11 protein-coding genes are annotated in these 11,981 nt (G+C 73.2%); 1 reads left to right on the top strand and 10 read right to left on the bottom strand.

Annotation, left to right across the window (positions count from 1 at the left end; genetic code table 11):
* Window positions 1-150 precede the first annotated feature (150 nt).
* The 9 genes from VMR06_RS03495 to VMR06_RS03455 form a co-directional block, all read right to left on the bottom strand.
* On the bottom strand, window positions 151-1,773 hold the full coding sequence (locus tag VMR06_RS03495) for a winged helix-turn-helix domain-containing protein (RefSeq protein ID WP_325373035.1): 1,623 nt from the start codon (window positions 1,771-1,773) through the stop codon (window positions 151-153).
* Between the two features lie 259 nt (window positions 1,774-2,032).
* Complete coding sequence (locus tag VMR06_RS03490; protein WP_325373033.1) at window positions 2,033-3,241, bottom strand: restriction endonuclease; 1,209 nt, start codon at window positions 3,239-3,241, stop codon at window positions 2,033-2,035.
* Window positions 3,242-3,482: 241 nt separating this feature from the next.
* The gene (locus VMR06_RS03485) at window positions 3,483-4,184 is read right to left on the bottom strand and encodes a histidine phosphatase family protein (protein ID WP_325373031.1); all 702 of its coding nucleotides are present in this window, start codon (window positions 4,182-4,184) and stop codon (window positions 3,483-3,485) included.
* Between the two features lie 77 nt (window positions 4,185-4,261).
* Window positions 4,262-4,522 (bottom strand): glutaminase, encoded by a 261-nt coding sequence (locus VMR06_RS03480; protein ID WP_325373028.1) that lies wholly within the window; start codon window positions 4,520-4,522, stop codon window positions 4,262-4,264.
* A gap of 5 nt (window positions 4,523-4,527) precedes the next feature.
* Window positions 4,528-5,436: an SAM-dependent methyltransferase gene (locus tag VMR06_RS03475; protein WP_325373026.1), complete on the bottom strand. Its 909-nt coding sequence runs from the start codon at window positions 5,434-5,436 to the stop codon at window positions 4,528-4,530.
* 51 nt (window positions 5,437-5,487) lie between these two features.
* Window positions 5,488-6,255, bottom strand: a complete 768-nt coding sequence (locus tag VMR06_RS03470) for a DUF72 domain-containing protein (protein ID WP_325373024.1) — start codon at window positions 6,253-6,255, stop codon at window positions 5,488-5,490.
* An 89-nt stretch (window positions 6,256-6,344) separates the two neighbouring features.
* Window positions 6,345-7,709 carry a hypothetical protein gene (locus tag VMR06_RS03465; protein ID WP_325373022.1) on the bottom strand — a complete coding sequence of 455 codons (1,365 nt, stop codon included), beginning with the start codon at window positions 7,707-7,709 and terminating at the stop codon, window positions 6,345-6,347.
* Window positions 7,710-7,872: 163 nt separating this feature from the next.
* The gene (locus tag VMR06_RS03460) at window positions 7,873-8,616 is read right to left on the bottom strand and encodes a hypothetical protein (protein ID WP_325373020.1); all 744 of its coding nucleotides are present in this window, start codon (window positions 8,614-8,616) and stop codon (window positions 7,873-7,875) included.
* Window positions 8,617-8,777: 161 nt separating this feature from the next.
* On the bottom strand, window positions 8,778-10,340 hold the full coding sequence (locus tag VMR06_RS03455; protein ID WP_325373018.1) for a hypothetical protein: 1,563 nt from the start codon (window positions 10,338-10,340) through the stop codon (window positions 8,778-8,780).
* Window positions 10,341-10,564: 224 nt separating this feature from the next.
* Here VMR06_RS03455 and VMR06_RS03450 point away from each other — a divergent pair, with 224 nt between their 5' ends.
* Window positions 10,565-11,236: a glutathione S-transferase family protein gene (locus VMR06_RS03450; protein ID WP_325373017.1), complete on the top strand. Its 672-nt coding sequence runs from the start codon at window positions 10,565-10,567 to the stop codon at window positions 11,234-11,236.
* Between the two features lie 36 nt (window positions 11,237-11,272).
* Here the strand turns inward: VMR06_RS03450 and VMR06_RS03445 are convergent, their stop codons facing one another.
* Entirely contained in the window at window positions 11,273-11,866 is a 594-nt protein-coding gene (locus VMR06_RS03445) for a DUF6151 family protein (protein ID WP_325373016.1), read from the bottom strand.
* Window positions 11,867-11,981 lie beyond the last annotated feature (115 nt).

Here is an 11,981-nt window from a genome sequence, read left to right as displayed (position 1 = left end):
CGCATGCGCCGGGCATGTCGCAGCGACCGGCCCGAGTCTGCGCCGACTCGACGGCCGGCGGCCGCCGCCACCTGACGTTGGACGGCTGATCGCGGATCGCTCCGCTCCGGTCGATCCGCAACCGGAGCGCCGCTTCGTGCGGCGCTCCGCTCAGGGCGCGCGCGCCGGCAGCGCCGACAGCAGATCCGGCGGCAGCCAGTCCGCCGCGAGCACGCGCGTGCGCTCGGCCGCGACGTGGCGGCCGACCGCATCGATCGCGGCCGCGAATCGCGCCTCGCCGGCCAGCGGCCGCAACAGCGGCGAGTTCTGCAGATAGGCCCGGTCGCTGAAGCCCGCTGCGATCGCGGCCTCCAATGCATCGAGCGCGGCGGCGTGGTCGCCGGCGGCGAGCTGCAGTACGACGATTTCCATCTGCGTCTCCGGCCAGCGGTCGCCGGCGTCGATCTCGGCGCGGATCGAGGCGAGCCGCTTCTCGCGCCAGGCCGGATCGACGCGCCCGCCGGCATGGATCTGCGCGAGCACGGCCGGCCAGCCGGCATGCGGGCGCAGTCCGGCGGCGCGCGTGAACGCGGCCGCGGCGGGCTCGGTCTCGCCGCGCAGCAGGGCGAGCTCGCCGGCGAGCACGTACAGATCCGGATGCAGCGGCCGGCGCAGCGCCTCGTCGAGCGCGGCCTGCGCCTCGGCGTAGCGGCCCTGCAGGAACAGGCTGCGCGGATAGGCCACGTTCGCGAACACGTTGTCCGGATACAGCCGGAACACCCGCGCATAGCGCGCCTCGGCGACTGCGGTGAAGCCGAGCAGCTCGAGGTTGCGCGCGATCTGGATGTCGAGGAAGCGCAGCCGCGACGCCGCGACGCCGACCGCGAGATTGGCCTCGAGCGCCTCGGCGAGCCGGCCCTTGACCGCCAGCAGATGCGCGGCCGAGGCTAGGCTCGCGGCGCGGCCGCGCGGATCGAGCGCATACGCGCGCCGGTAGCCGGCCAGTGCCGCATCGATGCGGCCGCGGCAATCCTCCGCGTAGGCCAGTGCATTGACCGCTGCCGCGTCGCCCGCATCGCGCGCGATCGCCGCGCGCGCCAGCGCCTCGGCGCGGCCGGCCGGATCCGGCGCGCCGTTGTAGAGGCATACGCGCGCACTCAGCGCGAGGCTGAGCCCGACCTGCGCATCGGCATTGCCGGGCTCGCGCGCGAGTACGTCCTCGTACAGCGCGATCGCGCGCTCGTTGTTGTCGTGCTGGCCGATGCCGGCGTAGTGCTGCGCGCGTGCCAGCGCGTCGTCGGGCGGCGCCGCCACGCGTTCGCGCGCGGCCAGCCACACGGCCAGCGCACCGCCGATCAGGACGAGCGCGCCGGCGGCGGCGAGCTGCCGCGCACGGCGTCGCGGCGGCGGCGGCAGCGTCACCGGCTCCGGCTCCGGCGCCGATGCCGCACCGGCCGCCGGCAGCGGCTCGGCCGCGCGACACAGCTGGTAGCCGATGCCGCGCACCGAACGCAGATAGCGCGGCTGGCGGCCGTCGTCGCCGAGCGCCTGACGCAGCAGCTTGACGCGCTGGGTGACGGTGTCCTCGCCGACCACGGCCGGCGCCCAGACGCCATCGATCAGCGCGTCGAAGCTGACCACGCGATCGCCCTGCTCGAGCAGGAACGCGAGCAGCCGGAAGCTCAATCCGGCCACGTCGAGCGGCACGCCGTCGCGCTCGACGCGCTGGCGGTCGAGGTCGACGACCAGGTCGTCGAGCCGATAGCGCCGCACGGCGGCTGGAGGATGCGTCATCGGGCGGGACAATCGGTTCCGGGAAGCGCGGACAGCGGCAACGGCGCACGCCGCGCGGCGATTGTAAGCGCAGGCGCCACGCCGCCGCCCGCGCCGCGAGCGAGCCGCCGCGGCCGGCGCTAGCGCAGGACGCCCGCACCGCGCCACGCGCGGACGGAGCGATCGCGGCAGCGGCGTCGCCTCCGTCCGCGGGCCGCGGGCGCGGCCGCTGTCACCGAGGGCCAGCGGCGCGAGCGGGCCGCCCCACGCAGTCGTGCACTCAGCGCTGCTGCATCGCCTTGAACTGCTTGCGCGTCGGTTCCGGCACCACGTCGACCTGCCGCTCGCGTTCGAACGCGGCACGCTGGCCGGCCGCCAGCTGGCAGTTGCGCGACAGCGTCGCGGCGCCGTCGGCATGGCGCGCGGTCACGTCCTGCACGTGGACCACGACGGCGAGCGTATCGCCGAGCGGTTCGAGCGCGACGCAGACCCTGTCGATCGTCGTCTCGCTGCGATGCGCGGCGCCGTCGACCATGACCGCCAGATGCGTGCGGTCGAGCCAGACCGCAGACCGCACGCCGTCGACGCCGCGTGCCGCCGCGCGCGCCGATTCGCGATCGATCGGACGCCTCGCATCGGGCACGCGCGCGCTGCGCAGGACGTCGCTGGCCATCGCGTCGACGTGCTGCGCGGCGATGTCGGGACGGCCGGCCGCGGCGGCCAGCTGCGCCGCGGCGCGATGGCCGATCAGCGCCAGCGGATCGAGCGGCTGACCGGCCTGCTGCGGACGCGGTTCGGTCGAGGTCGAGGTCGAGGTCGAGGTCGAGGTCGCGGCAGCGGACGTTGCCGCCGGAGCGGGCGCGCTGCGCGTCGCGGCGCCGGCGTCGATCGACGCGACGCGCCACTGCGCGGAACCGGTGATGCTGCGCGCCAGCGCGACGACGATCGCGACGCCCGCGGTCAGTACCAGCAGGGCGCGCAGCAATGCCCACAACGGCGCGGCAGGCGATGCGCGCGGCCGGGTCCGCGGCCGATAGCCGGTCTCGGCGGCGAGCCGCGGCACCGCTGCCGCGCGTTCGGCGGGCGCCTCCGGCAGGCCGAGCATCGCCCGCACCGCGACGCCGTCGACCAGTTCGATGCGGCCGCTCTTGCGCGCGGCCTCGATCGCGGCGGCGGTGAACTCGCCGCTGGTCACCAGGATCGCGTCGTCGGCGCCTTCGGTCAGGACCAGGCCGAGCAGTTCGTGCACGGCGTTGTGCGGCACCTGGAAGGCGTTCCAGCGCTTGCACTGCACCAGGCGGCAGGTCGCGTCGCGGTACAGCCGAAGATCGATGCCGCCGTCGTAGCGGCGGCCGGTCGCGTCCGCGCCGACGTGCTCGACACGGTAGCCCGCACCGCGGTAGTACGCGGCGAGCAGCGCCTCGAAGCGGGTCGGGTCGACCTGCGCCAAGGCGTCGTCCCAGTGCCTGCGGTTGCGTCGATACCCCATGCCATCGACCGTCGTTGGTGTCCCCGTCGCTGTCGACGTCCCGACCAGCCAAGCAACAATGGGGCCAGCGCGCCGGCCGGCCGGCGATCGCGTCCACGCGCCGCGCCGGGTACCGGCCGGCCGGCGCGGGTCCGGGGCGCTGTCACAAGCTGACACGGCCGGACAGGTCCGGTCGAATACGCCGGCGTATCGGGATCGCCGGAGGCGCGCGCGGCGGGCCGCAGCCTGCGCCGGCGGCTGCTCAGCCCTCGGGCAGCGCCGGGATCGCCAGGCTGCGTGCGGCATCGCCGCTGGCGCCGGTGCGCAGCGTCGGCGCCAGATGGCCGACGTCGCCGACCGCGATCACCTTGTAGCGGCCGTCCGGCTCGATGCGGATCCGCGTGATGCTGGCGTGGCCGACCGACATCTCGAGCCAGGCCGCGGTGTCGACACCAAGCGCACGCGTCACCAGATAGCGGATCACGTTGCCATGGCAGACCAGCAGCCGGCGCCGGTCGCCGCCGCCGGCCGGCTTGAAATAGCGCGCGAACACGCGATCGAGCTGCGCCCTGCAGGCGGCCAGCGCCTCGGGCGTCTCCTCGGCGGTGACCTCGGTCCGCCGCGTCGGCGGCGTGCATTCGCGCAGATCCTCGACGACCGCGAAGCGCGCGTCCGGCATCTCCTGACCGATCGATGCGGCCGTGTCGCGCGCGCGCTGCATCGGGCTGACCAGCAACGTATCGAACGGCGCCTCGCCGCGCAGCCGCGCACCGGCCAGGCGCGCCTGCGCGACGCCGATCGGCGACAGGCCCGGGCCGAGCTGCGCATCGGCCTTCGGATCGGCGTCGTAGTGGCCATGGCGCACGAGCACGATCTCGGCCAGGACCGGCGGCTCGGCTCGCGCGGCGCCGGGCGGTGCGAAAGCGGATGCGAGCAGCAGGGCGAGCGTCGAGAGGATGCGCATGGCGCCAGTATCGCGCAGCCATGCCGCCGCCGCAGCCCCGCGCGGAACATCGACAGGCCGCTCATCCGCGTGAAGCGTCACGGCACGTAGGCGCCAAGCCGCGAACCGCCTTCTCGTACCCTGAGCTCGATCGGCGAATCGAACCGATCGCCGGACGGCTCGCGGCCGACCCGCTCCCGCAGCGCGTCGCCGACCGCGTCGAGCACCGGGGCCAGCGTGCGCACCTTCGACACGCTCAGGATCGAGAACGGCTCGCGCGCGAGCCGATCGTGTGCAGCGCGCCGTCGGGCCTGACCACGGCCATGCCGAAGCGATCGGCCGGCACCGCCGCGCGCCAAGCCGCTCAGCGCCGGCCGCGCACGGCCAGCACGCCGTCGAGCGCGGGCTGTGCACGAAAGCCGGCGCGCTCCAGGCGGCGGATCACCTCGCGCGGCAGGTCGCGGCCGCTGGTCAGGCGATTGGGCATGCCGGTGTAGTGGAACAGGCGCCCGCCCGGCCGCAGCACGCGCGCGAGCTGGTCGTAGAACGCCTGCGCGTAGAGCTCCCCGGCGATGCCGAAGCGCGGCGGATCGTGCAGGATCGCGTCGAACGATCCCTCGCCGATCGACCCGATCTCCACGGCGACGTCAGCGTGACGCAGCTGCAGCCGGCCGGCGTGCTCGGGCGCGTCCGGATCGGGCGACCACGGATCGAGCGTGCGCAGCCAGAGCACGTCGGCGTTCTTCTCGAACGAGACGATCGCGGCCGCGCCCGCTTCGAGGCAGGCCGCGGCGAAATAGCCGAGCCCGCCGCAGGTGTCGAGGATGCGCTTGCCGCGCGGCTCGATCAACGCGACCTTGCGCCGCGCATCCTCGAACGGCGACACCTGCGCGGTCGGCAGCATCTTGATGCCGTCGATCTCGAACGTCGGCGCACCCCAGTCGGTCGGCACCAGCTTGATCAGCGAACCGCCGTAGCGCGCCGCCGGCACGAAGCCGCCGCCGTCCCAGACGTAGATCGTGCGCGGCTTGAGCGCATCCGGATACGGATACTCGACCTCGCGCCACGCCCAATGCTCCGGTTCGATCCGCGCCGGCTGCTGCGAGCGGCCGAGATCGAACGAGCCCTCGCACGACGCCAAGCCGGCATCGCGAGCGGCCAGCAGCGCCTCGGCGAGCGGGCGCGTCAGCAGAGGTCCGGCGTAGTGCGGCACGTGCGCTCCGGCGGCAGGGCCACGGCATCGCGACGGCCGCGGCGTGGAACGGAGCGGCATCGTAACCCGAGCGGCGCGCGGCGCAGCGATCGGCAGCCGCACCGGCGTCGTTCAAGCCTGCTCGCGCTCGCGCAGCCGCTCGATCAGGGCCAGCGCATCGGCGCTGGCGTGCCCCAGCGCGGTGTTGTCGAAGATGCACCAGCGCGTACGGGTGCGCGTGGAGGCGCGCGCCAGCCGAGCGGCGAGCGCATCCAGCGCCGCCGGCGAATAGGCGTCGTAGTAGATCCGCGGCGCGCCGTGCAGGCGCAGATACTCGATGCGGCGATCGGCCGCCGGCAGCGCCGCGCGCGGCACCCGCGCCGGATCGGCGGCGACGCGCGCGATGTGGTGCTCGCGCAGCAGCGCCGTCGCGGCGGCCTCGAACCACGACGCGTGGCGCGGCTCGCACGCCACCGGCCCGGCATGGCGCGCCCGCAGCGCGTGGAGGAATCGCCCGACGACCGCCGCATCGAAGCGCAGGCTCGGCGGCAGCTGCAGCAGCAGCGCGCCGAGGCGGTCGCCGAGCTCGGCGACCGCCTCGAGGAACGGCGCCAGCGCGTCCTCGGCCGGTGCGCGCAGGCGATGCTCGTGGCTGATCGAGCGCGGCATCTTGACCGAGAAGTGGAAGCCGGCCGGCACCGAGCCGGCCCAGCGCCGGTACGTCTGCGGCCGGTGCGGGCGATAGAACGAGGAATTGATCTCGACCGCGTCGAACACCTCGGCATAGCGCGTCAGATGCGTGCCGGCGGCCGGAAAGCGCTGCGTCTGCGCGGCCGGGATCGACCAGCCGGCACAGCCGATGCGGAGTGCCGGCCGCCGGGCCGGCGCTGTCGACACCATCGTCGAGTCCTCGCAGCGACGCCGCAATGGCATCGGAGCGGCGATCCTACGCGGCGCCGATGCAACGCGCGGCAACGGCGCCGCGGCCGTCAGTCGAAGCCGTCGGCGAACACCCGATCGACGCCGCGGCGGACGTCCAGGACGAAACCCTCGTCGGTGCGGCCGACGATGTCCACCTGCAGCGCATCGCCGGGCGCGGTCCAGCTTTCGCCGACGACGAACATCGAACCGGCGTTGTTCGCGACGTCGGCCGGCGGCTCGTCGGCGTCGACGCTCCAGGCCGGTTCGGTACGCGTGCCGTCGACCTCGGTGATGATCACCGCGTCGCCGGCCAGCGCGCCCTCGTACAGCGGCGTGCGCAGGCGCGCCTCGATCAGATAATGGTGCGAGGCCGGTTCGCCGGGGATCGTCACCTTGATCATCTGCACGTTCGGCGAGTCGGCCAGGCTGGCGCGGTCGAGCACAATGCCTTCGTGGATGCCGGTCGCGGCGATCACCAGCTGGCGTTCGGCATCGATCCAGCCCAGATGGTCGCGTGACCAGATCCCGATGTGCTGCGGCTGCCAGCCGAAGGTCGCATCGAACGTCACGTTGTACCAGGCACCGCTCATGACGTCCCATGGATTGTCGTACGGGTCGTCGTCGCGGTCGGAGTTGTTCGCGTGCGGCAGACCGAAGCCATGGCCCATCTCGTGCGCGAGCGGCGCCTGGTTCGCATAGCCCCACGGCGGCTCCCAGGTCACGTACCAGCTGCGTGCCGGCCCGTCGAGCCCCGCCCACAGGCTGCCGCCCCAGGCGCAGCAGTCCAGATCGGCGTTGTACATCGTGTTGATGCCGACGAAGTTCGAGAAGTCGACCGTGGCGTCGGCGACACCGGTGCAGTCCTGGAACAGCGCGATCAGGTCGGCCGATTCGCCGTCCGGGATGTAGTGGCTGCGCGGATGCGGCAGCGTGAACCAGCCGAACACCGCACTGCCGGCGATGTCGACCTTGCCGTAGGACACCGTCTGCCAGTAATGATCGAGGCGCCCTTGCGCATCGGACATCAGCGTCTGGAAGTAACCGATCGGCTGCGGCTCGTCCGCCAGGTCGGCGAAGCGGCACAGCAGCGTCGCCCACGGCCTGGAACCGGTGACGCCGCCGGCCGGCAGCAGAGGGCCGTGCGGCACGATCGTCTCGGCATGCAGCTTGCCGTCCCGGACGCCGTCCTCGGCGACCGTCACGGTGACCGGGCGGCCGATCTGGCGGTACAGGTCGCCCGACGCGCGCAGCGCACTGCCGGCGTCGATCGCGTGCCGCCGGCCGCCGGCGTCGACCACGGTGACCTCGAAGCGCGCAGCCTCCACGCTGCCGGGCGGCGGATCGCCCCAGCGCATCTCCAGCGTGCCGCTGACCGGTGCGGCCGCGATCGGCAATGCGGCGAACCCGGCCGCCAGGATGACCGTTCGGATCATTCGCTTGTGCCCCCTTCTTCGTGACGGACTGCGTCGATCGCGGCGAACCCGCCCACATGGCCGCATCCGGACAGGCCTCGCCCTGCCGCAGGGCACGATACCCGACCTGCGACAGCGCCGCGCACGCCATCGGTCACGGAGCTGGGCTGGCGCGCCGATCCGATCAAGCGACGTCGGCGCCGACCGGCGCGGCCGCACCGGGCCGGCTCGGCACCGGCGAGATGCCGGCCTCCCGCACATGCGCCGCTTCGGCGAGCAGCGCCTCGTAGACCGCAGTGCGCCGGTGCACGATGGCCAGTTGCCAACCCGTCAGATAGACCAGCAGCAGCGCACCGATCAACAGCGCCTGCAGCAGGTTCACGTCGGACAGCCGCGTCCAGTCGCCCCAGCGCCAGTCGCGGAACTGCAGATAGAGCACGCCGATCACCGGCAGGATGCCGAGGCGCTCGAGGCCGCCGGTGAACAGGCTCAAACCCTGCTGCATCGACTGGCGCCGCGTGCGCAGATAGCGCAGGCGCGCCTCGAGCTGCGCGTGCGGGAAGCGTCGCAGCGCCGCCACCAGACGGCGGTAGTGGACGAAATCGGCATCGAGCTCGTGCGCGAACGTGCGCGTCGGGTGCCGGAACGAGGGCCAGTGCCGCCGCACCGAAAGCCAGCTCGAGATCCCGAGCGTCACCAGCTCGATCACGACGCAGACCAGTACCAGCACGGCGCCGGCGGCGCCCGGCACGATCTGACGTACGGTCACGGCCAGCACCGCAGCGGCCAGGCCCGCCAGCAGCAAGCCGCGCTCCCAGCGCCCGGCCTGCTCGTGCGCCGCAGCCGGCAGCGACCGGATCATCGCCTCGATCCGCTCGAAGCCGAGCCGATCCGCGTCCACGCCTGCATGCCGCTGCCGACCGTCCATCGCCGCCCCTCCCTCGCGTCCGTCGCCGCCACGATACGCAAGCCGGCGCCGATTGCCAGCAAACGGCGCACACGCTCACAAAAAAGCGGGCGGCACTCGGGCCGCCCGCAAGCGCAGCGGGGCACCGGCGCGCGGCCGGCTTCCCGATCGGGCCGCTGGGGTTAGCGGCGGCCGATCGCCCACGCGGCGCCGAGCACGCCGAGCATCATCAGCAGCAGACCGGCCGGGCTCAGCGCCGGCACCGGCTGCGCGACCGGCGGCTCGCCGGTCGATCCGGCGATCACCAGGAAGCCGGCCGGCAGCGCCGCGCTGAGCTTGCCGCCGAGCGAGGCGACCACATCGCGCGGACCGGGCACCGCATCGGCGGCAATCGCCAGCGTCAGCGTCGCCGCAGTCGGTCCGGTGACGACCAGGTTGGAGACGGTCACGCCGTCACCGAGCGTCACCGTCATGCCCGGCTGGAAACCGGTGCCCTGCAAGGTCGCCTGCAGCGTGGCGCCGACGAGACCGCTGGCCGGCACGATCCGCGTCAGCGTGAACGGATCGGGCTCGCCGGCGCTGGTGACCTGGAAGCCCTGCGCCAGAGTCGCGGTCAGGTTGCCGCCGGCCGCGATGCCGACGACGTCGCGGAAGCCGATCGGCGCGTCGGCGGCGATCGTCAGCGTCGCGGTTGCGGTGCCGGCGTCGACGACGGTCAGCGCGTCGACGGCGATGCCGTCGCCGAACGAAACCGTCATCCCGTTCGCGAAGCCGATGCCGCGGATCGTCACCGGCACGATGGCGCCCTGCGCGCCGGCGCCCGGCGTCACGCTGGTGATGTCGAACTGCGCGATCGACGGAATCTCGCCGAACGAAGTCGTCGCCAGGATCGTCACGCTGGCGCCGGCGGCGAGCGTGCGGTTCCATTGCAGCGCTGCGCCGTTGTCGATGCAGTCCGGCGGCGCCAGGACGCCGTCGAGATCGCCGCTGCCGATCTGCGACCAGACGCTGCTGTAGCCGGTGCCGGTGTAGCGGTCGGCCGGCGTCTGCGGGATGTAGAGGATGTAGTAGCCGTCGTTGTTGCCGCGCGGACCGCCGCAGTCGCGGCCGCCGGGGCTCTGCGAGGCCGGCTCCAAGTACGGGATGCCGCTGTCGCTGGCGGCCAGGTAGATGTCGCCGCCGAGATAGATCGACACGCTCTGCGGCTCGGCGCCGGCATTGGTCAGCGTGAAGCGCTTGCTGAAGTAGTTGCGTCCGTTGACGTAGCGCACCTCCTGCCGTGCCTGCAGGCCGCCGGCCAGCGGCGCGGCGACGACGACCAGGTACGGATCGGCCTCGCTACCGCTGCCCGACACCGCGCTGACGCTGCCGGCGCCGTACGGCGTCACCGTGCCGAGACCGCCGGTCGCCGTGCCGGCCTCGTGGTTCTGGAAGTCCGGCCCGTACAGCACGCCGCCGGCGCGCACGATCCAGCCCATGTCGGCCAGTCCGGTCCCCTGCGACGGATAGAGCTGGCCGGTGCCGGGCACCTGATCGTTGAGGATCTGGAACGAATGGTCGGCACCGGCGAGGATCGTCAGCGGGCTGCCGGCCACGGTCGCGTGCGCGGGCTCGCTGCCGCCACGGGCGGGCAGCTGGCCGGCCTTGTCGGCCGCGGCCGGTCCGGCCAGCGCCGCGATCAGCACGGGAATGCCCAGCATCGCGGTCAAGCGCGGCCGGCGGGAAGGTTGGGAACAAGATGACATCGGATTCGTCCTCGGGTCGTGGAAACGTCGTCACACGCGTCGTGCCTTCCCCCTAACGTAAAACGGCAGGGAAAAACGGAAATCCGCCCGGTCAGGCGGCATCGACCGATCAAACCCGGTCCGGCGCCCGGTTCCGCCAGGGCTGTCGATCCGGCATGCACTGGTTCGTCGCGGTACCCGAACGGCGCCCGTCGCGCCGCCCCCGTCGCATCCCAGGAGTGTCCATGCCGCTCGAACTGTTCGCCCACCCGTTTTCGTCCTACTGTCAGAAGGTGCTGATCGCGCTCGAAGAGAACGCCGTGCCGTTCCGCCTGCGCCTGCTCGATCCGTCCGACCCGTCCGGTCCTGACGCGCTGGCCGAATTCGCCGCGCTCTGGCCGATCCGGCGCTTTCCGCTGCTGCGCGACGGCACACGCACGCTGCCGGAGTCCAGCGTGATCATCGAATACCTGCAGCAGCACCATCCCGGCCCGGTGCGGCTGATCCCCGACGATCCGGACGCCGCCTTGACGGTGCGCATGCTCGATCGCTTCTTCGACCACTACGTGTCGACGCCGCAGCAGAAGATCGTGTTCGACGCGCTGCGCGAGCCCGATACGCGCGACCCGCGCGGCGTCGCCGAGGCGCGGGCGATGCTCGACACCGCTTACGCGTGGCTCGACGCGCATCTGGCCGACGGCCGGCCCTGGGCCGCCGGCGAGGCATTCACGCTGGCCGACTGCGGTGCCGCGCCGTTCCTGTTCTATGCCGACTGGACCCATGCGATCGGCGCGCGCCATGCGCAGGTACAGGCCTATCGCCAGCGCGTGCTGACCCGCCCTTCGGTCGTACGCGTGGTCGATGCGGCACGGCCGTACCGGTCGTACTTTCCGCTCGGCGCGCCCGATCGCGACTAGCGCGGGCGCTGTCCTGACCGTTCCGCGCGCCGGCGTTCAGTGCGGCGCCGGCGCATCGCTCAGCTTCGTGCGCTCCTCGAGCGTGAGCTCGCGCACGTGGCGGATCGGCCGGCCGGACGTGTCGAAGAACGCCGCCGGCGGCTCGCCGCGCAGCCGCGCCGCGGTCATGCCGGCGACAATGCGCAGGCCGCCGAGCGCGAATCGCCAGCGCGTCGGGGCGACGTCGCCGCGGGCGCTGCCGGCATGGATCACGAGTGCACCGCGCGGTCCCAGTGCCGCGTCCAGTGCCTCGGCCGGCACGTCGAATGCGCTGGCGAACACGCCGACGTACGGTGTCTGCGCCTGCCGCGGCGTATTGGCGATCGGCGCGCGGCAGCAGGCGGCGTACCAGCGCAGCAGGCCACGCGGTCCGAGCGAGACGCAGGCCAGCGCTTCGAGTCCGGCGATCAGGCGCAGGCCGGCCGGCGCGATCGGCACGAGATCGGTGCCGCCGTGCGCGTCCAGCACGTCGGAACCGCCGAGGAAGCGCGCATAGGCGCGGCAGTCCCGGCAGTAGCAGGTGGCCCGCGTATACGCGCGCTCGGTCCGCGCCGCGCCGCGCACCTGGCCGCAGCGGCATCTCACCGTCATGTCCATCTCGTACGCTCCCTGTTGGCTGCTGATGCCCCATTGCGCGGTGCCGCAGGCCCCGCGCGCGATGATGGTACACCCGCGCCATACGCTGCCGTCCGGTCCGGCGTCACGG

It is taken from the genome of Dokdonella sp. (genome assembly GCF_035511235.1).
Classification (GTDB): Bacteria; Pseudomonadota; Gammaproteobacteria; order Xanthomonadales; family Rhodanobacteraceae; genus Dokdonella.
Note: the sequence above shows the minus strand (reverse complement) of the source record. Positions and strands in the feature narration are given on the sequence as shown.

Bases quoted from the DNA above. Each gene is read 5' to 3' on its own strand.
- VMR06_RS03495 (WP_325373035.1), bottom strand. From the start codon at position 1,773: ATGACGCATCCTCCAGCCGCCGTGCGGCGCTATCGGCTCGACGACCTG.
- VMR06_RS03490 (WP_325373033.1), bottom strand. From the start codon at position 3,241: ATGGGGTATCGACGCAACCGCAGGCACTGGGACGACGCCTTGGCGCAG.
- VMR06_RS03485 (WP_325373031.1), bottom strand. From the start codon at position 4,184: ATGCGCATCCTCTCGACGCTCGCCCTGCTGCTCGCATCCGCTTTCGCA.
- VMR06_RS03475 (WP_325373026.1), bottom strand. From the start codon at position 5,436: ATGCCGCTCCGTTCCACGCCGCGGCCGTCGCGATGCCGTGGCCCTGCC.
- VMR06_RS03470 (WP_325373024.1), bottom strand. From the start codon at position 6,255: ATGGTGTCGACAGCGCCGGCCCGGCGGCCGGCACTCCGCATCGGCTGT.
- VMR06_RS03465 (WP_325373022.1), bottom strand. From the start codon at position 7,709: ATGATCCGAACGGTCATCCTGGCGGCCGGGTTCGCCGCATTGCCGATC.
- VMR06_RS03460 (WP_325373020.1), bottom strand. From the start codon at position 8,616: ATGGACGGTCGGCAGCGGCATGCAGGCGTGGACGCGGATCGGCTCGGC.
- VMR06_RS03455 (WP_325373018.1), bottom strand. From the start codon at position 10,340: ATGTCATCTTGTTCCCAACCTTCCCGCCGGCCGCGCTTGACCGCGATG.
- VMR06_RS03450 (WP_325373017.1), top strand. From the start codon at position 10,565: ATGCCGCTCGAACTGTTCGCCCACCCGTTTTCGTCCTACTGTCAGAAG.
- VMR06_RS03445 (WP_325373016.1), bottom strand. From the start codon at position 11,866: ATGACGGTGAGATGCCGCTGCGGCCAGGTGCGCGGCGCGGCGCGGACC.